Annotated in this window: 19 protein-coding genes; 6 read left to right on the forward strand and 13 right to left on the reverse strand. The window is 72.5% G+C overall.

What is annotated here, in order from left to right; all coding sequences use genetic code 11:
• Positions 1–2: 2 nt before the first annotated feature.
• The 6 genes from ABTX60_RS36530 to ABTX60_RS36555 all read right to left on the reverse strand — a co-directional run bounded on the left by ABTX60_RS36530 (position 3) and on the right by ABTX60_RS36555 (position 11556).
• Positions 3–1640 (reverse strand): succinic semialdehyde dehydrogenase, encoded by a 1638-nt coding sequence (locus ABTX60_RS36530; RefSeq protein WP_352101299.1) that lies wholly within the window; start codon positions 1638–1640, stop codon positions 3–5.
• Positions 1641–1776: 136 nt separating this feature from the next.
• The gene (locus ABTX60_RS36535) at positions 1777–3543 is read right to left on the reverse strand and encodes a serine/threonine-protein kinase (RefSeq protein ID WP_352101300.1); all 1767 of its coding nucleotides are present in this window, start codon (positions 3541–3543) and stop codon (positions 1777–1779) included.
• A gap of 184 nt (positions 3544–3727) precedes the next feature.
• A complete protein-coding gene (locus tag ABTX60_RS36540) occupies positions 3728–4900 on the reverse strand; it encodes a serine/threonine-protein kinase (RefSeq protein ID WP_352101301.1) in 1173 nt (390 codons plus the stop codon).
• 69 nt (positions 4901–4969) lie between these two features.
• On the reverse strand, positions 4970–6694 hold the full coding sequence (locus ABTX60_RS36545) for a serine/threonine-protein kinase (protein WP_352101302.1): 1725 nt from the start codon (positions 6692–6694) through the stop codon (positions 4970–4972).
• A gap of 167 nt (positions 6695–6861) precedes the next feature.
• Positions 6862–9336, reverse strand: coding sequence for a serine/threonine kinase C-terminal domain-containing protein (locus tag ABTX60_RS36550; RefSeq protein WP_352101303.1), 2475 nt, complete (start codon positions 9334–9336; stop codon positions 6862–6864).
• 153 nt (positions 9337–9489) lie between these two features.
• Complete coding sequence (locus ABTX60_RS36555) at positions 9490–11556, reverse strand: serine/threonine-protein kinase (protein WP_352101304.1); 2067 nt, start codon at positions 11554–11556, stop codon at positions 9490–9492.
• Between the two features lie 171 nt (positions 11557–11727).
• On the opposite strand from ABTX60_RS36555, the gene ABTX60_RS36560 reads away from it, so the two are divergent.
• Positions 11728–12771, forward strand: a complete 1044-nt coding sequence (locus ABTX60_RS36560) for a serine hydrolase domain-containing protein (RefSeq protein ID WP_352101305.1) — start codon at positions 11728–11730, stop codon at positions 12769–12771.
• Positions 12772–12961: 190 nt separating this feature from the next.
• On the opposite strand, the gene ABTX60_RS36565 is transcribed toward ABTX60_RS36560, so the two are convergent.
• The gene (locus tag ABTX60_RS36565) at positions 12962–14668 is read right to left on the reverse strand and encodes a glycerol-3-phosphate dehydrogenase/oxidase (protein ID WP_352101306.1); all 1707 of its coding nucleotides are present in this window, start codon (positions 14666–14668) and stop codon (positions 12962–12964) included.
• Positions 14669–14937: 269 nt separating this feature from the next.
• On the opposite strand from ABTX60_RS36565, the gene ABTX60_RS36570 reads away from it, so the two are divergent.
• The gene (locus tag ABTX60_RS36570; RefSeq protein WP_352101307.1) at positions 14938–16146 is read left to right on the forward strand and encodes a nucleotide sugar dehydrogenase; all 1209 of its coding nucleotides are present in this window, start codon (positions 14938–14940) and stop codon (positions 16144–16146) included.
• Positions 16147–16670: 524 nt separating this feature from the next.
• Here the strand turns inward: ABTX60_RS36570 and ABTX60_RS36575 are convergent.
• The 4 genes from ABTX60_RS36575 to ABTX60_RS36590 form a co-directional block, all read right to left on the reverse strand.
• A complete protein-coding gene (locus tag ABTX60_RS36575) occupies positions 16671–17795 on the reverse strand; it encodes a GuaB3 family IMP dehydrogenase-related protein (RefSeq protein ID WP_033311552.1) in 1125 nt (374 codons plus the stop codon).
• A gap of 105 nt (positions 17796–17900) precedes the next feature.
• Positions 17901–19406: an IMP dehydrogenase gene (gene guaB / locus ABTX60_RS36580; RefSeq protein ID WP_352101308.1), complete on the reverse strand. Its 1506-nt coding sequence runs from the start codon at positions 19404–19406 to the stop codon at positions 17901–17903.
• A gap of 153 nt (positions 19407–19559) precedes the next feature.
• The gene (locus tag ABTX60_RS36585; protein WP_352101309.1) at positions 19560–20147 is read right to left on the reverse strand and encodes a sigma-70 family RNA polymerase sigma factor; all 588 of its coding nucleotides are present in this window, start codon (positions 20145–20147) and stop codon (positions 19560–19562) included.
• Positions 20148–20616: 469 nt separating this feature from the next.
• Positions 20617–21228 carry a response regulator transcription factor gene (locus tag ABTX60_RS36590; protein WP_003948568.1) on the reverse strand — a complete coding sequence of 204 codons (612 nt, stop codon included), beginning with the start codon at positions 21226–21228 and terminating at the stop codon, positions 20617–20619.
• A 380-nt stretch (positions 21229–21608) separates the two neighbouring features.
• Here ABTX60_RS36590 and ABTX60_RS36595 point away from each other — a divergent pair, with 380 nt between their 5' ends.
• A complete protein-coding gene (locus ABTX60_RS36595; protein ID WP_351626887.1) occupies positions 21609–21938 on the forward strand; it encodes a WhiB family transcriptional regulator in 330 nt (109 codons plus the stop codon).
• A 61-nt stretch (positions 21939–21999) separates the two neighbouring features.
• Here ABTX60_RS36595 and ABTX60_RS36600 read toward each other — a convergent pair whose 3' ends face one another.
• A complete protein-coding gene (locus ABTX60_RS36600) occupies positions 22000–22899 on the reverse strand; it encodes a LysR family transcriptional regulator (RefSeq protein ID WP_352101310.1) in 900 nt (299 codons plus the stop codon).
• Positions 22900–22979: 80 nt separating this feature from the next.
• On the opposite strand from ABTX60_RS36600, the gene ABTX60_RS36605 reads away from it, so the two are divergent.
• The 3 genes from ABTX60_RS36605 (at position 22980) to ABTX60_RS36615 (ending at position 25309) form a co-directional block, all read left to right on the forward strand.
• The gene (locus tag ABTX60_RS36605) at positions 22980–23648 is read left to right on the forward strand and encodes an MOSC domain-containing protein (RefSeq protein WP_352101311.1); all 669 of its coding nucleotides are present in this window, start codon (positions 22980–22982) and stop codon (positions 23646–23648) included.
• A gap of 94 nt (positions 23649–23742) precedes the next feature.
• Positions 23743–24516, forward strand: coding sequence for an SDR family NAD(P)-dependent oxidoreductase (locus ABTX60_RS36610; RefSeq protein WP_352101312.1), 774 nt, complete (start codon positions 23743–23745; stop codon positions 24514–24516).
• 85 nt (positions 24517–24601) lie between these two features.
• Positions 24602–25309 carry an ester cyclase gene (locus ABTX60_RS36615; RefSeq protein WP_352101313.1) on the forward strand — a complete coding sequence of 236 codons (708 nt, stop codon included), beginning with the start codon at positions 24602–24604 and terminating at the stop codon, positions 25307–25309.
• Between the two features lie 86 nt (positions 25310–25395).
• On the opposite strand, the gene ABTX60_RS36620 is transcribed toward ABTX60_RS36615, so the two are convergent.
• A complete protein-coding gene (locus ABTX60_RS36620; RefSeq protein ID WP_352101314.1) occupies positions 25396–26448 on the reverse strand; it encodes a hypothetical protein in 1053 nt (350 codons plus the stop codon).
• Between the last annotated feature and the right edge of the window lie 3 nt (positions 26449–26451).

The raw sequence follows: 26451 nt of genomic DNA on the forward strand, positions 1-26451 counted from the left end.
CATCACCGGAAGCGGAATGCCTTCATCAGGCGGAGGCTCCTGCTCATGAACTGGGCGTACTTCTCGTCGTCCATGCCCAGGGACGGGGCCATGGGGAGCACGCGCTGGTGGGCGACCGTCTGGGCCTCGGTGTACTTGAGGATGCCCTCGGAGCCGTGGCGGCGGCCCAGGCCCGAGTCCTTCATGCCGCCCATCGGAGACTGGGCACTGCCGTAGGCCGGGGCGTAGCCCTCGTTGATGTTGACCGTGCCGGTGCGCAGGCGGGCAGCGACCTCGTGGCCGCGGCGGCCGTTCTTCGTCCAGACCGAGGCGTTCAGACCGTAGGCGGTCGCGTTGGCGCGCTCGATCACCTCGTCCTCGCTGCCGAAGCGGTAGACCGAGACGACCGGGCCGAACGTCTCCTCGCCGCAGACGGACATGTCCGTGACGACCCCGTCCAGGATCGTGGGCTCGAAGAAGTACGGGCCGATGTCGGGGCGGGCCACACCGCCGGCGACGACCTTCGCGCCCTTGGCCACGGCCTCCTCCACGTGCCGCGTGACCGTCTCGAGCTGGCGCTCGCCGACCAGGGAGCCCATGTCCGCGCCGTACGCCAGGGACGTGCCGAGGCGCATCGCCCTCGTCCGGGCGGCGAAGCGCTCCAGGAAGGTGTCCGCGATCGACTCGTGGACGTAGAGCCGCTCGATGGAGATGCAGAGCTGGCCGGCGGAGGAGAAGCAGGCACGAACGGCACCGGCCGCGGCCTTCTCGATGTCGGCGTCCTCCAGGACCAGCATGGGGTTCTTGCCGCCGAGTTCGAGGGAGACGCCGATCAGCCGGGCGGCGGCCCCCTGGGCGACCTCGCGGCCGGTGCGGGTGGAGCCGGTGAAGGAGACGTAGTCGGCGTGCCGGACGACCTCGGGGCCGACGACCGGGCCGTCGCCCAGGACGACCTGGAAGACGTCGGCGGGCAGACCGGCCTCGATGAGCAGGTCGCGGGCCCACAGCGCGGTGAGGCAGGTCTCCGTGTCCGGCTTCATGACGACCGCGTTGCCCGCGGCGAAGGCCGGGAGCGCGTCGCCCACCGACAGTTCCAGCGGGTAGTTCCATGGGGCAATCTGGCCCACGACACCGCGCGGGTGGCGCAGTTCGGTGACCTTGGTGAGGGTCGGCATGGCGCCGGCGTGCCGCTTGGGGTGGAGGTAGGCGGGGGCCTTGCGGCCGTAGTGCCGGGCGGCGACCGCGACGGCCTGGACCTCCTCGTGGGCGTGCAGGCGGGCCTTGCCGGTCTCCAGCTGGATCAGGTCGAGCACCTCGGCCTGGCGCTCCAGCACCAGGTCGTGGAAGCGGAGCAGGACGGCGGCGCGCTGCCGTACGGGGGTCTGCGCCCACACGGCCTGGGCGGCGCGGGCCAGCTCGAAGGCCGTCGCCACGTCCTCGGGCGTCGACTCGGGCAGGTCGGCCAGCTTCTCGCCGGTGAGCGGCGTGTGGTTGGCGGTCCGGCCGGAGCCGATCACCCCCTTGGTGAGCTGGGCGACCAGCTCGGGCGTCACCACGTCCGCGGCGGTGCGGGCGCCCTCCGGGGTGGGGGCGAGGGGGTTCGTACCGGTCTGTGCCGTGCCGGTCTCTGCCGTCTTCTCGGCGGCCTGCGCGTCCGTCATGAGGCGCAGGGTATGCGGCGGCGGGGGCTTTGGGTACCCGTCGGTAATACGGCTTCACCGAGTGCACACACGATGCCAGCGTCTGCTGGCAACAAACGCGCTGATCAGGACGTTGTGCGGTGACCGACGGGTTTATTCAGCCTTTTACGATCCCGAGCCGCTCGCGGGCCCCCTCGAACACCGAGGCGCCCTCCTTCTCCTCCGGTGTGCCCCTGGGCATGTCGACGCGCAGCTCGTACATGCGGTCGTCGTCGGTGCGGACGACCATCCGCATGACCCGCCTGGAGGCCTCGTCCCGACGGTAGGCGGTGTCGGCGAGGGCGGCTTCGTGGCCCTGGACGCTGGTGCGGGCGTACCGGGTTTCTCCCCCGGGGCCGTGCGTTCTGGCCTGCTCCATCGGTGTGGCCGGGGCCTTGTCCCAGGCGAGCAGGCGGACCTGGATCGTGCCGGTCCGCGTGTCGCCGTAGAGAGCCGTGCGGGGCTGGTCGGCCGTGCTGCCGGTCCTGCCGAGGGGGCGGTAGTGGCCGGGGAGGTGGAGGACGGCCGCCATGTCCGGCTCGGCATGCGGGGTCCAGGCATCGGTCACCTCGGCGGCCTGTCCGGCACTCTCCGCGCTGCTGGTGTCGGCGAGTTGGGTGACGGCTCCCGCGCCACCGGCGAGCAACGCGGAGAGCAGGGCGAGGGGGCCGGGGCGCAGGAGGCTCTGGCGCTTGGGGGGCAGTGGGTCTTGATGCGCCGGGGGGTGGGGGTGCCGCTGCGCGAGGGGTATGGAGTCGTGCTGCCGCGCGGCGTCCGGCCCGGTGCCCGCGGCCTCGTCCGCACCCACACCCACCCCTGCGGGCACCGGGCCCGAATCCGCGACGGGCGCCGGAGTGAGGGCGCCGGAACCTGCGATAGGCACCGGGGTCGGTGGGGCGGCAAGCGCCGGGGCGGGCTGTCGTGCGGTCCGGTCGGCGGGGTGGCCTGTGGGTTCGGCCGCCCGGGGAGTCCCGGTCCGTGCCGGTCCGGCCACCGCCTCCAGTTCCTTCGCGACCTCTTCCGCGTCCGGCCGCCGTTCGGGATCCGGCACCAGCAGCCGGGCGATCAGCGGCCCGAGCGGCCCGGACCGTGTCGGTTCGGGCGGTTCGGCGGCGAGGACCGCGGCGAGCGTTTCCTCCGGCGTGCTCCGCAGGAACGGGGACGAGCCCTCCACGGCCGCGTACAGCACGGCTCCCAGGGACCACAGGTCGGAGGCCGGCCCCGCCATACGGTCCGACATCCGCTCGGGCGCGACGAACTCCGGCGAGCCGGCGAACTCCCCATTCCCCGTACGGGGATCCTCGCTCTGCCCGTGGCCGATGCCGAAGTCGGTGACGACGACCCGCCGGTCCGAACCGAGCAGCACGTTGGCGGGCTTCACGTCCCGGTGCACGATGCCGACGGAGTGCGCGGCGCGCAGGGCCCCGAGGACGGCGAGGCCGATCCGGGCGGCTTCGGGCACGTCGACCGGGCCGCGTCGGAGCCTCTCACGCAGGGACTCGCCGCGGACCAGCTCCATGACGATCCACGGCAGTCCGTCGAGCGCCTCGGCCGCGTCGAGCTGGTCGGGGCCGACGGGGCCCGGGCGTTCGTCCCGCCGCTCCGGCTCGACGACCACGTCGTGGATGGTGACGGCGGCGGGATGGTCGACACGGGCGGCGGCCCGGGCCTCGCGGTGGAGCCGGTGGGCTGCCCGCCGGTGGCTCTCGTCCTCCGGGCGGCCCGGCAACCGGGGTTGTCGTACGGCGACTTCACGCTCGGCGAGTTCGTCGAGGGCCCGCCAGACGGTGCCCGTGCCACCGGAGCCGATGCGCTCGATCAGCCGGTACCGCCCGCCGACCGTCCGGCCCCGGGCGTCGTCCGTCCCGCCCCCGTCGTTGCTCATGCCCCATCAGTACCCCGCGGGACGCTTTCTTGTCGACGCGGGTCGTTTCCGGGGGCGTTGGACCAGCGGGATCAGGTCCGGCCGTGGCCGGGTCCGCGATCGCCGCGCTCGCCATCCCGCGTCCCCGGCCGGTGCCTCGGGGTGGGGTGCTTCTCCGCCTATGGGGTGGTAGGGGCTCCGGCGGTCAGGGGGTGTGAGCGGATGTGCTCGGGGTGGCCTGCCGGGTCGCCGGGGTCTTCGGCGTGGCCGGTGCGGTACTCGTCGGCGTGGGGCCGACGTCCCCGTCGCTCCCGTCCCTGAGCAGTGCCGCCGCGGACACCCCGGCTCCCGCCATCGCCGCGACCAGCAGCGCCGCGATGAGGACGCGTCGCGCGGGCTGCCGGAGGAAGGGTTCCTCCGGCCGGTGCGGACCTCGCGGATGCGCCGGCGGCCCGGGCGGTCGCCGGACGGCCGGATCCTGCGGTCGCTTCCGCGGTGCGGCCCCCACCGTCGGCGCGTACCCGGGCGGCGGCATCGGCGGCATACGGCCCGTGTCACGGAAGGCCCGGAGCATCCGCTCCGCCCGGGCCGCGTCCAGCCGCCGGTCCGGATCGCGCTCCAGCAGACCGCGCACGACGGGCAGGAGCGGTCCGGCCTGGGCGGGCGGCTGGATGTCGCCCACGACGACCGCGTGCAGGATGCCGCCCAGCGAGTCGCGGTGGAACGGCGACTCCCCGCTGAGGGCCGCGCACAGCAGCGCGCCCAGCGACCACAGGTCGGACTCGGGCCCGGTCCTGAGCCCGGACATCCGCTCGGGCGCGGTGTACTCGGGCGAGCCGACGAAGGCTCCGTTCTCGGTGAGCGTGGGGGTGCCCGCGACCTGGGCGATGCCGAAGTCGGTGAGGACGACGCGGTCGGTGCCGGTCTCCAGCAGGACGTTGTCGGGCTTGAGGTCGCGGTGCAGCACCCCGGCCGCGTGCGCGGCGCCCAGCGCGCCGAGCAGGGCGATGCCGATGCGGGCCGCTTCGGCGGCGTCGAGCGGGCCCTGGTGGGCGAGCCGGTCGGCGAGCGAACCGCCCTCGATCAACTCCATGACGATGTAGGGCCGTTCACCGTCCTCGACGACATCATGGACGACGATGATGTGCGGGTGGCTCAGCTGGGCGACGGCCCGGGCCTCGCGCAGCGAGCGGTCACGCTGCCGGCGCGCCTGCGCCGCGGAGAGCGTCTCGTCGTAGGGGAGCTCCTTGACGGCCACGCTTCGGCCGAGGAGCTGGTCGGTCGCCCGCCAGACCACTGCCATGCCACCACGACCGAGCCTTGCCTCCAGGCGATAGCGCCCCGCGACCACACGGAAGTCGGCTCCCTCGGTCCCCATGCGCCCCATCATCCCGCAGACGGCGACGAGGCCCGCGAAATCCGGTCGCCGCCCGGCACGGCGGTGTGCCTACCGGGGCTGTTGCCACCCCTGCAGTACCCACTTGAACTGCTTGCTCGTCCTCGCCCAGTCCTCTTCCGGCGAGGACATGTAGATCGCGTACTCGACGCCGTCCCGGGAGAAATACGTCTCCTCGATGGCGTGGCGCGGCCCGGCGACGTAGGGCGGGTCCTTGGCCAGCGCGGTCCAGGTGTACTCCCACAGCGAGCCCTTGCGGTCCCGGTAGGTGTTGTCCTCCATGGTCACGCGCTTGTAGTCGACCAGCCTCCGGACCTGCTGTTCGAGGTCCTCCTGGTGGGACCTGGCGTCGGCGAAGTCCGGTGACGTGTCGATGGCGATGCGGACGAAGTGCCGGCCGCCGTCCGGCGAGTAGTCGATCTGCCTGAGCTCGCCCTGCGGGCCGAAGGGCTTTCGCTTCCAGCCCTTGGGCAGGTAGAGGCTGAACCCCACGGGATCCTCGTAGCGGGTCCAGCTGTCCGGAACCGATCCGCCGGCCGCCTGCGTGCTCGTGGACGTCGTCGAGCCGGTTCCGCCGTCCTGCGACGCTCCGTTCCACTGCTGGAGCACCACGGCCGTGCCTCCGCCGATGATGGCCGCGAGCGCGACCACCAGGGCGAGGGTGCGCAGCCGGCGGCGCCTGCCCGAGCCGGCCGGCTGCGGCCCTGGCGCCGTCGGGCCCACCACGGTGGGGCCGTAGGGCGCAGTACCGGCCGTGGACGTCCCGGCGGACGGGTTGCCGGCCAGGGGCGGGAGCGGCGTCCCGGTGTGCGATCCCGAGCCGGTGCCGATCGGGCCGGTGCCCGGCGTACCGGTGGCCGTGCCGCCGGTGGCCGTCCCCGTGCCCGTCCGGCTGTGGTGGTCCCGGTACGGCGTCGTCCCCGCGTACTGCGTCGGCACGTACGCCTGCGCCCCGTTCGGCCGCCGGCCCTCCGCCGCCTCGGCGAGCATGTGCTCGGCCTCGGGCACGTCGGGCCGGTTGGCCGGGTCCTTGCGCAGCAGGGCGGTGATGACCGGGGCGAGCGGACCGGCGTGCCGGAGCTCGGCGGCCTCCTCCTCGACCACGGCCTGCATGGTGGTCAGCGGTGTGGTGCGGCGGAAGGGCGACCGGCCCTCCACGGCCGTGTAGAGCGTCGCGCCGAGTGCCCAGAGGTCGGAGGAGGGGCCGGGGTCCTGGCCGCGCACCCGCTCGGGCGCCAGGTAGTCGACCGAGCCCACGACCTCTCCGGTGCGTGTGATGGTCGTGTCGCCCTCGATCTGGGCGATGCCGAAGTCCGTGAGCAGCACGCGCCGGTCGCTGCCGAGCAGGACGTTGCCCGGCTTGATGTCGCGGTGCAGGACGCCCGCGGTGTGCGCGGCGCGCAGGGCGCGCAGCACCCACAGGCCGATGCGCGCCGCCTCGCGCGGCTCGACGCGCCCCTCCTCCTTGACCGCGTCGGCCAGGGAGCGGCCCTCGACCAGCTCCATCACGATCCAGGGGCGGCCGTCGTGCTCCAGCACGTCGTGCACCGTGACGACCGCGGAGTGGTTGATCCGCGCGGCTGCCCTGGCCTCCGCCCGGGTGCGCGCCAGCAGGATCGCCTGCTCGCTCTCGGAGACGTACAGGGCGGCGGTCAACTCCTTGATGGCGACCGACCGGTGCAGCACCTCGTCATGAGCACGCCAGACCCGGCCCATGCCACCACTGCCGATGGATTCGGCCAGCCGGTAGCGGCCCGCGACGAGCAGGCCCTGCATCTGATTCACGTTGCCCCGCAATGGTCTTGACAGGGTCAGCGTAAGGACCCGCCCTCACCCAGGGAACAAGCGGGGTACCACGGTGACCGCACTGTGACGGTTGTCGCCTGCCGGGACAGGAGGCAACCAGAGCGTGAACTGCGGCGTACAGGCGGCGCGCCGGCCGCTCACTTCGTCGCCTTGTACGTCGCCGCCGCCTGCTCGTAGAGCCGGGTCACCTCGTCCCGGTCCGACTCCGGGCCGCGCACCTGGACGACGTGGTAGCGCCCCTCGACCAGCATCGCGAGGTTGCGGACGTACAGCTCGCCCCCGTCGCCGCCGGTCCAGGTGAACTGCCCCTCGGCCATGGTCCGTCCGCCCACCTCGATCGTCTTCAGCCCGGTGGAGGTGGCCCAGCTGGAGTCGCGGTACGGCTGCAACTCCGGCTCCCTCTCCCGCTGGTAGGCCATCGGATCACGGCCGTGCTCCGACGCGCTGTCCCGGCCCGGTACGACGATGAGGTCGAAATCGCCCTTGGAGTAGACGACCTGGCCGCTGCCGGCCCGCGCGGCGCGGTCCCAGCCCTTGGCGACGGCGACCTGGAAGCCCGCCGGGTCCTTGCGCAGGGTGAATCCGTCGCCGGCGTCGGGCCCGGTGGTCTGCGTCTCGGTGGTGCCGGCCGACGACGAGGGGCTCTTGTCCGGCTCGGGCGAGGTCTGCTCGGGCCGCGGCTCGCTGCTGGCGTCCGGCTCGGGCGCCCGGCTCACCTCACCGGCGGCACCGGTACGGTCCGTGCCGTCCGTGCCCCCGGTGTCCGACTTGGGCATGAAGAGCATGGCGTAGGCGATCGCCACGGCCATGGCGAGCAGGACCAGCAGGAGCAGGGTGCGGCCGAGGCGACGCGGCGAACCCGACTCCTTCCTGGCCCGCTTGTGCCGCCCGTGGTGCGCGGGCAGCCCCGCCTTCCGCCGCCGCACCAGCTCACCACGCCGCCGTACGACGGGCAGCCGGCCGGCGTCCACGGGCGGCGCCGCGACGACGTGCATCCCGGCCTCCGGCTCGGGCGCCGAGCGCACCAGCGAGCGCAGCCAGCCCCGCACCTCCTCGAAGTCGAGGCGCTCGGTGGGATCCTGGCGCAGCAGCGACTCCACGACCGGCCGCAGTGGCCCGCACTCCTCGGCGTAGGCGGGCGGCTCCGCGCACACCATCTGCACCAGCTCGGCCGTCGACTCCTCCGGGTACGGCGCGTGCCCTTGTACGGCCCGGAAGAGCAGCGCGCCGAGCGCCCACAGGTCGGTCGCGGGGCCGATCGGCGCCGCCAACTGCCAGTTCTCGTGGACGGGTCCGGCCTGCTCCGGTGCCCAGCGCTCGGTCACCGGCCCGACCACGGCCATCCGCGCCTGCCGCGCCCGTTCGGCCGCCAGCGCCGTGGCCGGGCCGCGCCGGGCGGCGGGCGTGTCGGCGACCAGGTCGTCCCACCGGGTGGACTCGCCCTGGGCGGCGGTGTCGGGGGCCGGCGGGAGCGCCGCCTGCTCCCCGCTCCTCGGCTCCGGCGCGCCACGGGGCGCCGCGCCGTGCCATGCGGTCGTCCGCGGACCGCCGCCCACACCGTAGGGGTCGGCGATCGGCCCCGGCGGTACGGCTCCGGGGGCCGTGCCCTGGCCGGGGATGTACGGCGACGGTGACGATCCGTTGCCGTGCGGCGCGGCGTCGCCGTCCGGGGCGGTCCGGGCCCCGGGCAGCGCCGCCCGCCCGCCCTGCTGAACCTCCTGCACCCGTGCGGCGGCCCGGGCACCCGCCCGGTAGGCCGCGATCGCCCCGGCACGCGCCGCCCGCGGATCCCCGCTGCCCGCCACCGGCCCGCGCGCGGGCACCACCCGGCCACCGCCCGCGGCGTCACCCCCTGCCGAGGGCAGCCCTCTGGCCTCCCGGGCCTCTATGGCAGCGCGCCGCGCTGCCTCGGGATCACTCGTGCCACCGACTGCGTGAACCGGTCCGGCACCGCCGCCCTCCTGCCCCGGCCCCGGCCCGGTCTCCTCGAAGGCCGGTTCCGGAACCGGGTCGTACCCGCACAGGGCCTCCTCGGCAGCGCCCACCGCCAGCCCGGTCAGCATCACCCGGCCGTCGTCGCAGACGAGCACCGTCCGCGCGGTGATGTTCCGGTGCACCCAGCCGTGCGCATGCAGCACCCGAAGGGCCATCAGCACGTCGGAGGCCACCTCGGCCGCCCGGTAGGGCGTCAGCGGCTTCTCGGCGAGCAGCGCCGCCAGCGGGCGCGCGGCCACCAGTTCACTGACGATCCAGAGCGAGCCGCCTTCGGCGAAGACGTCGAAGACCTGGTCGAGCCGGGGATGGTCGGGAATGGCCGCGGCGGCCTGCGCCGCCTCCACCGCGCGCCGCACCACCGGGTCCGCGGGCCGCCGGGTGCCACCGCGCGCCCCGGACCGCCGCGCGCCGCCGTCCCTGGCCGTGAAACCGTCGGGCAGCCCCTCCGCGTCGAGCACCTCGGCCTCGACCACCTCGGGCAACGGGACCTGCCGGACCAGGACTTCCTGTCCGCTGTAGGTGTCGAAGGCCCGGGTCTCGGTGAGTTCGTACTCATCGGACGGCGGCAGCGGCAGGCGGTAGCGGTCGGCCAGCACCCGACCCGCGTAGTCGTCCACGTTGCCTCCCCCGGCAGCCCGGTCGGTCACATCCGTTCGCCCCACGGTCCGCTCCGACTGCGCACGGTCCGCAAATATTTACGATACGTGCCGCAGGCAACCCGCAATGCGGGGATGCCAGATCTCACTCCCCAAACCCCGGGAGCCTCATGCTCAGGACTTGGGTTCGAAGGTCTTCGTCAGGGTCCGCCACGTCTCCTTGCGCAGCGCGCCGTCCCAGTCGGACGCCTTCGCCGTGTACATCAGCGCGTACCCCTGCCGGTCGTCGACCACGAAACCCCGGTCGATCGTCCGGTACTTGGTACCTCCGTCGGTGTAGGTGAACTCCCAGTCGGCCGTGTTCCAGCCGCGGTAGTCCACCTTCTCTATGCGGATCTTCTTGTACTGCGCGCGCACCATGTAGCGTTCCTGGTTCTTCCAGTCCGCCACCGGGTCGCCCTTGGGCGTGGACGTCCAGGCGATGAGCAGCTTCTGCCCGCCGGGCCCGGTGAAGCGGTCGCCCGCCGCGCCCGTCGACTGGTACTTCCAGCCCTTCGGCAGACCGATCGAGTACCCCTGGTCTCCCTGGTGAGTCGACTCCGCTGCGGTGCCCTTACCGCCGGGGCCGTGCTCGTCCGACGAGCCGCTCGCCTGGCCGTCCGGCTTGCTGTTCGAAGCGGCTCCGGACGGCGCCTCCTCGGCCTCCGTGCCGTCCGTGCCCGTGCCGTCGCTCTCGTCGCCCTTGGTGTCCGCGCTGCTCGACGCCGCCGTGGCGACGGTCTTGCCGCCGCCCTTGCCGGAGGCCCCCTTCGAGCCCTCGTCGTCCCCGCTGAACACGATGGTGAGCACGGTGCCGATCACGGCAAGCACCACGACCACCGCGATGATCAACAAGGTCCGCCGCGGCACCACGTCGGTGAGCGGCGCCCGGGGCACCGGCCTCGGCGGCAGGTCCGGCGGCGGCACCACGGGCCATCCCGAACTCCGCCCTCCGGAGGCCGTCTTCGACTCCGGCGCACTCCGCTCACCGGCGCCCGCGCCCGAGCCCGACTGCGCCACGGGCGCACCCGCGGCCCCGGCCCGCCCCGCGCCGCTGTCCGACGCGGAGGAGGCCGTACCCGCCGCCTTCGCGGCAGCGGCCTCGTCGGCACCGGATTCGGCCGAAGCCGACTTGGCGGAAGCCGCCGCTGCTCCCGCGGCTGCGGATCCCGCCGCGGCCTTGCGCACGGAACGCAGTGCTCCGCGCAGCCGCTCCCCGGCCTCCTCGCCGCGCTTGCCCGCCGACCCCGCCGAACTCCCCTTGCGCGAGGACCGGTCCGGCTGCGCGGGCAGCGGCACGACCTTCGTCGCGTCCATCGGCTCCGGCTCGGCCGCCACGGGCGCGTGCAGCACCGAGTTCAGCATCGCCCGGGCGCCCGCGTCGTCGAGCCGCTGCGCGGGATCCTTGGTGAGCAGTCCGTGGATGACGTCCTTCAGCGGACCGGCGTTCTTCGGCTCCTCCAGCGGCTCGGTCATCACGGCCGTGAGAGTCGCTATGGCCGACCCCTTGTCGTACGGCGGCGCGCCCTCCACCGCCGCGTACAGCAGCCCGCCGAGCGACCACAGGTCGGCCGCCGGGCCCGGCTTGTGCCCGCGCGCCCGCTCCGGGGAGATGTAGGAGGGTGCGCCGACCAGCATGCCGGTCGAGGTGATGGAGGGGTCGCCCTCGACCTGGGCGATGCCGAAGTCGGTGAGCACGACCCGGCCGTCCTCCGCGATCAGCACGTTCGACGGCTTCACGTCGCGGTGCAGGATGCCCTCGCGGTGGGCGGACCGCAGCACGTCGAGGACGGCCAGTCCGACCTCCGCGGCTCGCTTCGGCTCGAGGAGGCCGTCCTCCCGGATGACCTCGGCGAGCGACTTGCCCTCGACGAGTTCCATGACGATCCAGGGCCGGTCGTCCTCCTGGACCACGTCGAAGACCGTCACGGCGCTGTTGTTGCGGATCCGCGCGATCGCCTTGGCCTCGCGCAGCGTCCGCGTGATCAGCCGCCGCTTCTCCTCCTGGTCGATGTTCGACGGGAACCGCAGCTCCTTGACGGCGACCGTCCGCCCGAGCGTCTCGTCCTCGGCACGCCACACCGTGCCCATGCCGCCGCGGCCGAGCACCTTGCCCAGCCGGTAGCGCCCCGCGAGGAGACGCTCCTTGTTGTCCTGACGAGTGTCCTGACGAGATGTGCCCGCCCGCTCCGCCTCCGACATGCGTCCCCTCATACAACCCGCCCTGACAGAGCCTCCATTGTCTCTCACCCGACAAGTGCCCGGCGCCCAGGGGCCCCCTGGCGGACACCGGCGGCCCCACCCCCCGGCAACCCGGGTGCGGCAGGCCCCCCGCCGCCTTGCATGATGGGCTCTGACCAGGGAGGAGCCCGTATGCCGCCCATTCGGACATTGCTGGCCCTGCCGGTGGCCGCCGCCCTGTTCGGTCTGCCCCCGGCCGACTCGTCGGCCCTCTCGATGCCGCCCACGGACGCGGTGCTGCCCCTGCTGGTGACCCAGGGCAGGGCCCCGGCCGCGGCCCTGCTGGCCCAGGAGGGCACCACCGCCCGCTATGCCGCCGCCGGTTCGGGAATCGCCCGGTCGGACCACTTCCGCGCCGGAAGCGTCACGAAGACGTTCATCGCGACGGTCGTGCTGCAACTGGCGGCCGAGCACCGGTTGTCACTGTCCGACACCGTGGAGCAGCACCTGCCCGGCCTGGTGCGGGGAGCCGGCAACGACGGCCGCGCGCTGACCCTGCGCTCCCTGCTCACCCACACCAGCGGCCTGCGTGACTTCACCAAGGACACCGACGGGACCGCGCCCGTCACACCTCGTCAGGCCCTGAACCTGGCTCTCACCCACTCTCCGGCCGAACGCGGCCGCTTCTCCTACTCGAACACCAACTACGTCCTGCTCGGCCTGGTCATCCAGCAGGTCACCGGCCACTCGTACGCCACCGAGGCCGAGCGCCGCATCCTCACTCCCCTGCGTCTGACGGGCACCTCCTTCCCCGGATCCCGCTCTTCGCTGCCCTCACCGCACGGCCGCGCCTACGCCGCGGACGGAACCGACGTCACCGAACTCGACCCCCGGGCGGCCGGAGCCGCGGGCGAGTTGGTGACCACGCTCGCCGACCTCGACCGCTTCTACGGAGCCCTGCTCGGTGGCCGGCTGCTGCCCCCGGACCGGATGCGCGAGATGCTCGACACCCGTGCCGCACACGGCGCGTACGGCATGGGGCTCTTCCCCGAGAAGCTTCCGTGCGGCACGACGGTGTGGGGACACAACGGGCACATATCCGGCAGCTACGTGCGCACAGCGGCCACCGTCGACGGCCGGCGTGTCCTCACCTTCCGCGTGAACACGGACGCGATTGCCGACCCCGGCCTCGAACCCGCGGTGCTCGCGGCCGAGTTCTGCCCCCGCACCTCGTAGAACGACCGGGTTCCGAACGAAGATCCCGATTCCCGACACTCGTTCGGGTGACGTCCGTCAGGCTTGGCGGACCTGGCCGACCCGGCCGGCCCAGCGGGGTTTTGGCAGACAGGGCCTCACCCGGCACAAGCCCACCTCTCCCCCCGACCGGCCGGGCCGCACCCGGCACAACCCGGCGACACCCGCGGCATCACAACGGCACGATGTCCGGCGCCCCCAACCGCGCCGCGTCCGCCGTGAGGTCGTCCGGCTGGCGCTGCGACTCCCGCTCGGCCTCCACCCGCTTCTGGTAGTGCTCGACCTCGCGCTCGATCTGGCCCTTGTCCCAGCCGAGCACGGGTGCCATCAGCTCGGCGGCGTCACGTGCGCTGCGGGCGCCCCGGTCGAAGGTCTCGATCGAGATGCGCGTCCGCCGGGTCAGCACGTCGTCCAGATGCCGCGCCCCCTCGTGGGAGGCCGCGTACACGATCTCGGCGCGCAGATAGTCGTCGGCCGCGGCCAGGGGCTCGCCCAGCGACGGGTCCTCGGCGATGAGCTGGAGGAGCTCCTCGGTCATCGTCCCGTAGCGGTTCAGCAGGTGCTCGACCCGCACCACGTGCAGTCCGGTCCGGGCGGCGATCCGGGCCCGCGCGTTCCACAGCGCCCTGTAACCCTCGGCGCCCAGAAGCGGCACGTCCTCCGTGACGCAGTCGGCAACGCGCATGTCGAGCCCGTGCACCGCCGCGTCCACCGCGTCCTTCGCCATGACCCGGTACGTCGTGTACTTGCCACCCGCCACGACGACCAGCCCCGGCACCGGATGCGCCACGGTGTGCTCGCGCGACAGCTTGCTGGTGGCGTCCGACTCACCCGCGAGCAGCGGCCGCAGCCCCGCGTACACGCCCTGGACGTCGTCCCTGGTGAGCGGCACCGCCAGCACCGAGTTCACATGCTCCAGCAGGTAGTCGATGTCCGCGCTGGACGCGGCCGGGTGGGCCTTGTCGAGGTCCCATTCGGTGTCCGTGGTGCCGACGATCCAGTGCCGGCCCCAGGGGATCACGAACAGCACGGACTTCTCCGTGCGCAGGATCAGCCCGGTCGTGGAGTGGATCCGGTCGCGCGGCACGACCAGGTGGATGCCCTTGGACGCCCGGACGTGGAACTGGCCCCGCTCCCCGACCATCGCCTGGGTGTCGTCCGTCCACACGCCGGTGGCGTTGACGACCTGCTTGGCCCGGATCTCGTACTCGCCGCCCCCTTCGACGTCCTGCACCTTCGCGCCGACGACCCGCTCGCCCTCGCGCAGGAAGCTCGTCACCCGCGCGCGGTTCGCGGCCTTCGCGCCGTAGGCCACGGCCGTACGCACCAGGTTCGTCACGTACCGGGCGTCGTCCATCTGGGCGTCGTAGTACTGCAGCGCACCGACCAGCGCGTCCTTCTTCAAACAGGGGGCCACGCGCAGGGCGTGAGAGCGCGTCAGGTGGCGGTGCATCGGCAGGCCCCGGCCGTGCCCCCGGGCCATGGACATGGCGTCGTACATGGCGACGCCCGAACCGGCGTAGAGCCGCTCCCAGCCCTTGTGCTGCAAGGGGTACAGGAACGGCACGGGCTTCACCAGGTGCGGAGCGAGCCGCTCCAGCAGCAGGCCGCGTTCCTTCAGGGCCTCGCGGACGAGCGCGAAGTCGAGCATCTCCAGATAGCGCAGGCCGCCATGGATGAGCTTGCTGGACCGGCTGGAGGTGCCGGAAGCCCAGTCACGCGCCTCGACCAGACCTGTGGACAGGCCCCGGGTCACCGCGTCGAGTGCGGTGCCCGCACCCACCACGCCTGCACCGACGACCAGCACGTCCAACTCGCGCTCGGCCATAGATGCGAGTGACTCGGCTCGCTGCGCCGGTCCGAGTGTCGCTGTCCTCACCGCTGCCTCCCGCTCATCGGTCGCGCCGGCCGCACCCGTCGGATGCGGCCCCGTCCGTATCCCCCTGCCCAGATTCTGACCGGGTTGCCCGACTTCAGCCACCACGGGCCCGGAGCCTGTGGACAACGCTCACGGAACACTCACCGAAACTCGGCCGGACAATCCCGCATATCGGTCATATTTACTCCTAGTCTGACATTGCGCTCGCCCGTCCTGTCCACAGGGCTTGCGCACCTGTCCCACTTCGGCTATCGGGAAGGACGGCCGCCATGCCCGCAGATCTCGCCGTCATCGGACTCGGCACGTACGGCCTGCCCCTGGCCCAGGCCGCCGTCGCCGCCGGCATTTCCACCATCGGCTACCGGACCGGACCCGAGGCGGGCTCACTCAGCCCCGCCGAACTGCGCCGGATGCTCTCGGGGGGCTTCCGGCCGACCACCGACCCGGTCGAGCTCGGCCGGGTGCGCACCGCGGTCATCTGCGCGCCGACCCCGCCCGGAGCGGACGGCGGGATGGACCTGAGCCAGCTGGAAGCGGCCGCCCGCACCCTGGCCGGCCGCCTGCGCCCGCACACCACGGTGATCCTGGAGTCACCGGTGTACCCCGGGACGACGGAGAAAATCCTGCGTCCGCTCCTCGAAGAGGGCTCCGGTCTGCGCGCGGGCCGCGACTTCCACCTCGCGTACTCCCCCAGCCGCGTCGACCCCGGCAACCGTGACGTCACGCCGGCCACCACCCCCAAGGTCATCGGCGGCCTCACCCCGGCCTGCACCGAGTCGGCCGCGGCGTTCTACGGGCGGCTGACGGACAGGGTCGTACGCGCGCGCGGACTGCGCGAGGCGGAGACGGTGCAGCTGCTGGAGACGAACTACCGGCACGTGAACATCGCCCTCGTGAACGAGATGGCCGTCCTCTGCAACGACCTGGGCGTCGACCTCTGGGACGTCGTCCGCTGCGCGGAGACCAAGCCGTTCGGCTTCCAGGCGTTCCGCCCGGGCCCCGGCGTCGGCGGCCACTCGGTCCCCCAGGACCTGACCGCCCCCGGCGGCCGCGGACTGCGCATGGTGGAACTGGCCCGGCAGGTCAACGACCGCATGCCCGGGTACGTCGTCCAGCGCGCCGCCACGCTCCTCAACGAACACGGCAAGTCGGCCCGGGGGGCGCGCGTGCTCCTCCTCGGCGTCACCTACAAGCCCGACCTCGCCGACCTCCAGGGCACCCCGGCCCGGGAGATCGTCCTGCGCCTGAGGGAACTGGGCGCGACGGTCAGCTACCACGACCCGTACGTCCCGGCCTGGAGCGTCCACGACCATCCGATCCCACGTGCGGACTCCCTCTACGAGGCAGCAGCCGACGCGGACCTGACCATCCTCCTCCAGCAGCACCGCACGTACGACCTCCAGGGCTTGTCGGTGAAGGCCCAGCTGCTGCTGGACACGCGGGGGGCGGCGCCGATGGGGGCGGCGCATCGGTTGTGAAGGGGGGGCGCGCGGGGTGCGTGAGCCCAGGCAACTGGTGGCATGAGGCACGCGGCGCGGGTACCTTACGGACACAGGCGGAGCCCACCGCAGCGGTCACTGCGGCAGGCTCCTGGATGGATCACGGAGTGTCCGCCCCTAGTCTTCGTGGGGGCGGCCGCTCACCATCCGAAAATCCGGCACTGCACCGTCCGAAGACGGAGTCGGTCCCAGCGGGTGGGCTTGCGGTGACGTCCCATGGGCGCCCCCTTCCACGACGCCGCCCATTGACCCGGTAGGCGGCACGTCGGAATTCGAGCCGGGCCCCGAGGGCGGGGTCCGGACCGTGTCCTTGGAAGGGGGCACCCAGAAGAACCTGGGCGCCGATCACGGACACTAGCCCCTCGAAACCCCCCTCTACGGGTCGAAACGGCCCGAAGGCACATGCGCCCCCACCGCCAACACGCGCCCCGTCACAGCCACTTGGGCATGCAAAAGGCCCGGCCACTCCCCCGAGTGACCAGGCCCTTTTCAGCCAGGACGGACTACCGCCGGTGCTGCGAGTCCGCCACCGTCACCTCGACGCGCTGGAACTCCTTGAGCTCGCTGTAGCCGGTCGTGGACATGGCGCGGCGCAGGGCGCCGAAGAGGTTCATGGAGCCGTCGGGGGTGTGGGACGGGCCCGTGAGGATCTCCTCCAGGGTGCCGACCGTGCCGAGGGCGACCTTCTTGCCGCGCGGCAACTCCTCGTTCACGGCCTCCATGCCCCAGTGGTGGCCCTTGCCCGGGCCGTCGGTCGCACGGGCCAGCGGGGAGCCCATCATCACCGAGTCCGCGCCGCAGGCGATCGCCTTGGGCAGGTCGCCGGACCAGCCGACACCGCCGTCCGCGATCACGTGCACGTACCGGCCGCCCGACTCGTCCATGTAGTCGCGGCGCGCCGCGGCCACGTCGGCGACCGCCGTCGCCATGGGGACCTGGATGCCGAGCACGTTGCGCGTGGTGTGCGCGGCGCCGCCGCCGAAGCCGACCAGCACACCGGCCGCGCCGGTGCGCATCAGGTGCAGGGCCGCCGTGTACGTGGCGCAGCCGCCGACGATCACCGGGACGTCCAGCTCGTAGATGAACTGCTTCAGGTTCAGCGGCTCGTGAGCGCCGGAGACGTGCTCCGCCGAGACCGTCGTGCCGCGGATGACGAAGATGTCCACGCCCGCGTCCACGACCGCCTTGGAGAACTGGGCGGTGCGCTGCGGGGAGAGCGCGGCGGCGGTGACGACGCCGGAGTCGCGCACCTCCTTGATGCGCTGCCCGATCAGCTCCTCCTTGATGGGAGCCGCGTAGATCTCCTGCAGACGGCGCGTCGCGGTCTCCGCGTCGAGACCGGTGATCTCGTCGAGCAGCGGCTGCGGGTCCTCGTAGCGCGTCCACAGGCCTTCGAGGTTCAGCACGCCGAGGCCGCCGAGCTCGCCGATGCGGATCGCCGTGGCCGGGGAGACGACCGAGTCCATGGGGGCGGCCAGGAAGGGCAGCTCGAACCGGTAGGCGTCGATCTGCCAGGCGATCGAGACCTCCTTCGGGTCCCGCGTACGGCGGCTGGGGACGACGGCGATGTCGTCGAAGGCGTACGCCCGGCGGCCGCGCTTGCCGCGCCCGATCTCGATCTCAGTCACGTCTGTGGCCTTTCCCTGATGCGTTGCAGCGTCTTCCAGTATCGCCGACGGGCACGACGAGGGCGGCCCCGGATGCCCCGGGGCCGCCCTCGGAAGGCCGGGCCGCTACTTGCTGCGGCTGTAGTTCGGTGCCTCGACCGTCATCTGGATGTCGTGCGGGTGGCTCTCCTTGAGGCCCGCGGAGGTGATCCGGACGAAGCGGCCCTTGGTCTCCATCTCCTCGATGGAGGCGGCGCCCACGTAGCCCATCGTCTGGCGCAGACCGCCGACGAGCTGGTGCAGCACGTTGGCCAGCGGGCCGCGGTAGGGCACCTGGCCCTCGATGCCCTCGGGCACGAGCTTGTCGTCGGAGCCGACCTCGGCCTGGAAGTAGCGGTCCTTGGAGTACGACCTGGCCTGGCCGCGGGACTGCATCGCGCCGAGCGAGCCCATGCCGCGGTACGACTTGAACTGCTTGCCGTTGATGAACTGCAGCTCGCCCGGGGACTCCTCACAACCGGCGAGGAGGCTGCCCAGCATCACCGTGTCGGCGCCCGCGGCCAGCGCCTTGCCGATGTCGCCGGAGTACTGCAGACCACCGTCACCGATCAGCGGGATGCCGGCCGGACGGGCCGCGAGGGACGCCTCGTAGATGGCGGTGACCTGCGGGACGCCGATGCCGGCGACCACGCGGGTGGTGCAGATCGAGCCGGGGCCCACGCCCACCTTGATGCCGTCGACACCGGCGTCGATCAGCGCCTGCGCGCCGTCACGCGTGGCGACGTTGCCGCCGATCACGTCGACGCCGACGCTCGACTTGATCTTCGCCATCCAGCTGAGGGCGTTGCTGTTGTGGCCGTGCGAGGTGTCGACGACCAGGAAGTCCACACCGGCACCGGCGAGCGCCTGGGCACGCTCCAGGGCCTCGGGGCTGGCACCCACGGCCGCACCGACGAGCAGCCGGCCCTCGGCGTCCTTCGCCGCGTTGGGGTACTGCTCGGCCTTGACGAAGTCCTTGACCGTGATCAGGCCCTTGAGGACACCCGCGTCGTCGACCAGCGGCAGCTTCTCGATCTTGTGGCGGCGCAGCAGCTCCATGGCGTCCGCACCGGAGATGCCGACTTTCCCGGTGACCAGCGGCATCGGGGTCATGACCTCGCGCACCTGGCGCGTGCGGTCCGACTCGAAGGCCATGTCGCGGTTGGTGACGATGCCGAGCAGCTTCTTGTTGCCGTCGGTGACCGGGACGCCGCTGATGCGGAACTTGGCGCACAGGGCGTCGGCCTCGGCCAGCGTGGCGTCGGGGTGGACCGTGATCGGGTCGGTGACCATGCCGGACTCGGACCGCTTGACCAGATCGACCTGGTTGACCTGGTCCTCGACGGAGAGGTTGCGGTGCAGCACGCCGACGCCGCCCTGGCGGGCCATCGCGATCGCCATGCGCGACTCGGTCACCTTGTCCATCGCCGCGGAGAGCAGCGGGATGTTCACCCGGACGTTGCGGGAGATGCGGGACGAGGTGTCGACCGCGTTGGGGAGCACCTCGGATGCACCCGGCAGCAGCAGCACGTCGTCGTAGGTCAGCCCGAGTGTCGCGAATTTTCCGGGCACTCCGTCGACGTTGGCAGTCATGACACCTTCCCCAAATGGCCTTGATCGGTGCGGATGTCCATGCTAACGGGAAGCGCGGCTGTCTCATTCCACGGTTCCGGTCGGCTCCGGGCTTCGTATGTTCGTACGGAAGCGGCGCACCGCCTGTTCAACTGAGGGTCTGTTCCTGCGGGACTACTGCTCGGCCAGCGCACGCAGCCGGCTGAGCGCCCTGTGCTGAGCGACCCGGACCGCGCCGGGTGACATTCCCAACATCTGGCCGGTCTCCTCGGCCGTGAGCCCCACCGCGATGCGCAGCAGCAGCAGTTCCCGCTGGTTCTCGGGGAGGTTGGCCAGGAGTTTCTTGGCCCATTCCGCGTCGCTGCTGAGCAGGGCGCGCTCCTCCGGGCCCAGGGAGTCGTCCGGGCGCTCGGGCATCTCGTCGGAGGGGACGGCCGTCGAGCCGGGGTGGCGCATCGCCGCGCGCTGCAGGTCGGCGACCTTGTGGGCGGCGATGGCGAAGACGAACGCCTCGAAGGGGCGGCCGGTGTCCCGGTAGCGGGGCAGCGCGAGGAGCACCGCCACGCAGACCTCCTGCGCGAGATCCTCCACGAAGTGCCGGGCGTCGCCGGGGAGACGGGACAGACGGGTGCGGCAGTAGCGCAGGGCCAGGGGGTGGACATGGGCGAGCAGGTCGTGCGTCGCCTGCTCGTCCCCGTCGACGGCGCGGTGGACGAGCGCCCCGATCGGGCCCTGGGCAGGGGCCGCCTCGTCGTCGCGCATCGGTCCATGGTGCCTTGCGGCCGCCGGGTCCGCGGCACCGCGCCCGTTGTTGTGCACCGAAGCGTTATGAGCAGGTGCGCCGGCACTCATCCCCTGCGCCCTCCCCTTCCGCTCGACCGACTCGTCCCCGAGGAACTCCACACCCTCAAGGATGCGGCATCCGCGGCGAAACGAGCAGCGGGCACCCTGCGGGCACCCGGCCCACCCGCGCCCACCTGGCGTTCCGTGCTCTCACCACGATCGCTGGGGCCTGCCGTTCGGATCATTGTGGGGACGCGGACCCTCGCCTGCGCCCTGCCGGGCTCTCGACCTCGCCCGGGCAGGGGAAGGCCCCCGCCGGCGCTGTCGTCGGCCGCCGGGTCCGGTCCACGCGTGTGCGGCTCGCGCGGGGGCATCCACGTGCCCCCGCTCCCCAGCCACGGCCGGAGGCCGCGCGGCGTCGAAGCCGGCCCGATCCGAAGGACAGGCCCTAGCGCACCAGACCCCACCGGAAGCCGAGCGCAACGGCGTGGGCCCGGTCCGAGGCGCCGAGCTTCTTGAACAGGCGCCGGGCGTGCGTCTTGACGGTGTCCTCGGAGAGGAAGAGCTCGCGGCCGATCTCGGCGTTCGAGCGGCCGTGGCTCATGCCTTCGAGGACCTGGATCTCACGCGCGGTGAGCGTGGGCGCCGCGCCCATCTCGGCCGAGCGCAGCCGTCGCGGGGCGAGCCGCCAGGTCGGGTCGGCCAGGGCCTGGGTCACCGTCGCGCGCAGTTCAGCGCGGGAGGCGTCCTTGTGCAGGTAGCCGCGGGCACCGGCGGCGACCGCGAGGGCCACGCCGTCCAGGTCCTCGGCGACGGTGAGCATGATGATGCGCGCACCGGGGTCGGCGGACAGCAGCCGTCGGACCGTCTCGACGCCGCCCAGTCCGGGCATGCGTACGTCCATCAGAATCAGGTCCGAGCGGTCGGCCCCCCAGCGGCGGAGGACCTCCTCACCGTTGGCCGCCGTCGTCACGCGCTCTACACCGGGCACGGTCGCCACCGCACGACGGAGCGCCTCTCGGGCAAGCGGGGAGTCGTCGCAGACGAGGACGGAAGTCATGACCGCCCTCCGCAGCTGATGCACGTCACCTTGAGCCTCCAGGCTGGTACGAAATCGTCACCTGTGCGGTCGACCGTCTCGGACGCACGCCCGAGCACTTGTTCCTTCAACCGCCTCGCACTCTCAACGACGGTCACTCGAAAGAGTTACGGGGGCGGCCGCCCTCTTCGGCACTCTACGTGAGGGGACGGACACGGTGCAGATATGCACCGCAGACCCTCGAACTTTCATCACAAGCCATGCCCCATTCAGACCCATTTCTTCCGCTTTGCCAGTGTCTGGAGCTAGATTCGCAATGAGTCATATTTTCATCTCCTTAGATCGCAGTTGTACGGTCATAGACACCGGATCCGCCCAGAACGGCTACAAGGGGTCACGTAATGGCAGATTTCTCCCGCCTTCCCGGACCGAACGCGGACCTGTGGGACTGGCAGCTGCTGGCTGCCTGTCGCGGGGTGGACAGCTCGCTCTTCTTCCATCCGGAGGGTGAGCGCGGTGCGGCGAGGAGCGCTCGTGAGAACTCGGCCAAAGAGGTCTGCATGAGGTGCCCGGTACGCGCGGAGTGCGCTGCTCACGCCCTGGCGGTGCGTGAGCCGTACGGCGTGTGGGGCGGGCTGACCGAGGACGAGCGCGAAGAGCTGATGGGGCGGGCGCGCAACCGGCTGGTGTCGGCGTCGGCACCGGGCGGGCACACCGCCTCGAACAACTGAAGGAACGTTTCTGCACAGGGCACGCGCATGCGTGCCGTTGGTTTTTGACGCAGGTGGGCCGCTACGGGCGGCGGGCGGCCCGGGCCAGCTGGTCGAGTGTCGCCGCCACGGCCGGAACCTGTGCGAGGTCGGGCAGGGTGAGCGCGACGATCTCCCGCCGCACCGCCGGTTCCAGCCGCACGGCGCGCACCCCCCGGGGCCGGACCGACTCGACGGCCAGCTGGGGAAGGACGGCCACGCCCAGGCCGGCCCCGACGAGGCCGGCGACCGCCGGGTAGTCGTCGGTCGCGAAGTCGATGCGCGGGATGAAGCCGGCCGCCGCGCACACCTCCACCAACTGTCCGCGGCAACGCGGGCAGCCAGCGATCCACGGCTCCTCGGCGAGCTCCCCGATCGCGACGGACTGCGCCCCCGCGAGCCGGTGGCGCTCCGGCACGAGCGCGACGAGCCGGTCCGACAGCAACGGTCGTACGACGAGGTCGTCCCACTCCTCCGCGCCGGCGGCCCCTTCGTAGCGGAAGGCGAGCGCCACGTCGCAGTCACCCTCGCGCAGCAGGCCGACGGACGCGGGCGGCTCGGCCTCCTCCAGGAAGACGCGGGTGCCGGGGTGCGCCTCGCGCAGTGCGGCGAGGGCCGTGGGAACGAGGGTGGAGCTGCCACTGGGGAAGGAGACGAGCCGGACCCGTCCGGCGCGCAGCCCGGCGATGGCGGCGACCTCCTCCTCCGCCGCCGTGAGCCCGGAGAGGATCCCGGCGGCGTGCCGCACCAGGGCCTCACCGGCCTGGGTCAGGCGCATCTCCCGTCCGGTGCGGATCAGCAGCGGTGTGCCGACGGAGGTTTCCAGGGCCTTCATCTGCTGGCTGACGGCGGGCTGGGTGCAGCCCAGCTCGCGGCCCGCGGCGGAGAAGGAGCCGGTGGTCGCGACGGCGCGCAGGACGCGGAGATGACGTGCTTCGATCACCCTTCGAGGATAAGTCACCCTTTGACGCCGAGGCCGATAATGCGTCGACGCTTTGGGTAACGGTCGCCTACCGTTCGGGCATGGAGCTTCTGTCAGTGAATCTGGGCCGTGCCGAGGCCGTGCCGTACACGGACAACCCGGAGGGCGTGACCGGGATCGACAAGCGGCCGGTGGACGGGCCGGTGCGGGTGTCCGCGCCCGGGCCCAAGGGCGTCGGCGGGAGCGGGCTGGCCGGGGACGCGGTGTGCAAGCTGGAGCACCACGGCGGTGACGACCAGGCGGTGTACGCCATGGCCCGCGAGGACATGGACGCGTGGGAGCGCGAGCTGGGCCGGACGCTGCCCGACGGCGCGTTCGGCGAGAACCTCACCACCCGCGGCCTGGACGTGTCCGGTGCCCTGATCGGCGAGCGCTGGCGCATCGGCTCCGAGGTGGTGCTGGAGGTCACCTCCGGGCGGATCCCGTGCCGTACGTTCCAGGGCCATCTGGATGAGAAGGGCTGGGTGAAGCGGTTCACGCAGCGGGGGGCGCCGGGGGCGTATCTGCGGGTGATCGAGCCCGGGGAGCTCCGCGCGGGCGATGCCGTCGAGATCGTGCACCGGCCGGGACACGACGTGACCGTGGCCCTGCAGTTCCGGGCGGTGACGACCGAGCGGACGCTGCTGCCGCGACTGGTGGCCGCCGGCGAGGCCCTGCACCCGGAGGTGCTGCGGACGGCCCGTGAATATCAGGAGAAGTACGGGGCCTGACGGCCGCTCACCACACCCGTCTCCACCGACCCTTCACCACGGACGGCCCCCAGGGGAAGCGGATGCACTCAGTCCGGGTCACTAACCTTCTGCCATGACAACGGCTCTGATTACGGGATCGACGGCAGGCATCGGGGCCGCGTTCGCGCGGCGACTGGCGGCGGACGGGCACAACCTGGTGCTGGTGGCCCGCGACACCAAGCGGCTTCGGGAACAGGCGACCGAGCTGCACGACCGGCACGGCATCGAGGCGGAGGTGCTGACGGCCGACCTGGCCGAGGACAAGGGCATCGAGGCGGTGGCCGGGCGCCTCGGCGACCGCAAGAACCCCGTCGACCTGCTGATCAACAACGCCGGCTTCGGCAACAAGGGCCGCTATCTGGACGTCTCCATGGAGGACGAGCTGCGGATGCTGAAGGTGCACTGCGAGGCGGTGCTCCGGCTGACGTCGGCGGCGACCGCGGCGATGCGCGAGCGCGGCCGCGGCGGCGTCGTGAACGTCGCGTCGGTGGCCGCCTTCGTCCCCCGGGGCACCTACGGCGCCTCCAAGGCCTGGGTCGTGCAGTTCACGCAGGGCGCGGCACGCGACCTGGCCGGCAGCGGCGTACGGCTGATGGCGCTGTGCCCGGGGTTCGTGCGCACCGAGTTCCACGAGCGGGCCGGGATGGGCACCGACAACATCCCGGGCTGGATGTGGCTCGACGCGGACAAGCTGGTCGCGGCCGCGCTGCACGATCTGGCGCGCGGCAGGACGCTGTCCATCCCGGACCCGCGCTACAAGGCGCTGATGGGCGCGGCGAAGCTGGTGCCGCGGGGGATGCTGGGGGCCGTCTCCTCCAGGACGGGGCGGAAGTACGGGCCGCAGTAGGAGGCTTGGGCCGAGAGGCGACGGGCAGCTCCTGTTGGGACAATGAAGCTGTTCAGCCGGACCCAGGGGGGCCGGAGGCGAGGCCATGACCTTCGTACAGCTCATCGAATGCAGGACCAGCCGGCTCGACGAGATGAACCGGCTGATGGACCGGTGGGTCGAGCAGACCAAGGGGAAGCGGACCGCTTCGCACAGTGTGGTGGCGAAGGATCGGGCCGATGCCTCGCACATCGTGGAGATCGTGGAGTTCCCGTCGTACGAGGAGGCGATGCGCAACTCCGGGCTGCCGGAGACCGACCGGATCTTCCAGGACATGGTGGCCCTGTGCGAGGAGACGCCGACCTTCACGGACCTGGACGTGGTGCGGGACGAGCAGCTGTACGCGGCGACCGCGCGCAGGTTCTTCGAGCTCGCGCCGGGCCAGGGGGACGCGCCGCCGTTCAACGACGTGTTCATCGAGGACTACCACGACCACGATCCTTCCAATGTGCAGGACGTCATCGGGCTGGACGCGCTCCGGCGCGAGGTGGAGGTGTGGCGGGGCGGGTTCGACTTCTCGTTCACCCTCGAGGACCAGATGGCGCAGGGCGACCGGGTGTGCACCCGGTGGACCTTCCACGGGAGGCACACGGGGGAGTTCCTCGGGATCCCACCGACCGGTCAGGAGGTCACGATGACGGGGACGACCGTCCACCGCTGCACTCCGGACGGGAAGATCGCCGAGGGCTGGTGGCAGTACGACCGGCTGGGGCTGATGCAGCAGCTCGGCGTGCTGGATCCCGCGGAGCTCTGACTTCCCGGCGCATCACGGCGTTCCGGCCCGCTCGAGCGGGCCGGAACGCCGTCAAGAGCGCGGCTTGCCGGAGCCGCCGGGCGCGGCTAGTCGCCTCCGCCACCGCCTCCTCCGTCCCCGCCACCGCCGTCGCTGCCGCCCCCTCCCCCGTCGCCGCCGTCCCCACCGTCGCTGCCCCAGCCGTCGCCACCGCCGGGTTCGTTGTCGTCGCGGTCCCTGCCGAGGTTGCTGAACCAGGGGCGCTCCCAGAGTTCGTCGTCCGTCTCGCGGCGGGACCTCACGGCACGGAACCGGGCCAGGCCCGTCGTGTCGCCCAGGCCGAAGGACACGGCGACCGCGTGGGCCATGACGGCGTCCAGGGGGTCGGGGCCCTCGTGGTGCACGTCGGCAAGCGGCAGCAGCACCGTGCCGGGCGGAGGGCCGGGCCACCGTGAGGGGCGGGTCAGCTGCGCGACGCGCCGGTCGTCACGCAGCAGCCACGAGCTCTCGGCGTTCTCGCGGCGCAGTGTCCAGTGCCGGTCGGGCAGCCGGATCTCCACGCTGCTCTTGGACTTGCGCATCTTCTTGCGCAGTTCGAGCCGTGCGGTGACGTCCCCGACGGACATGACCAGGCCGCACGCCCGGTCGGCGGCGTCGGGGCGATAGCCGTACGGTGCCCGGAGCCGTACGGCGGGAGCATGCGGGCCCCAGACGTCCACGCGGACCAGGCGCCGGTCCACTGCGACGGCGACCGGCCCGGCGGGACCGGGCGCGTACCGGCGGGCGATCCACAGGGGCACGCCCTCCGCCCGGGCCCGCTCGGCGAGTGCGGCCACCTGGTCCGGCCCGCCGCACCTGCGCACGGCCAGTCCCCCCAGCGCGTGGGCGAAGTCGGCGGTGCGGCGCACCTTCAGGGGCGCTGTCGTGCCGGTCACCCGGGTGACCGGGACGACGCCCGGGCCCTGCGCCAGCGACTCCAGGGGGCGTTCGGTTCCGCCGCCGCCGAGCCAGCGTCCCCGCAGATACGCCTCGGCCATGGCGGCGAGGTTCAGCTCCTCCAGCGGTGTGGTCCGGCCACCTCTGCGCAGCCGGTCCCCGGTGAGTTCCGCCGTGCGCGCCAGCGGATTCCGGGACCGTTCCTCGTAGAGCGCCTGGCTCATCGC

Origin of the sequence: Streptomyces sp. NPDC126510, assembly GCF_040302345.1 — a bacterium.
GTDB lineage: Bacteria > Actinomycetota > Actinomycetes > Streptomycetales > Streptomycetaceae > Streptomyces.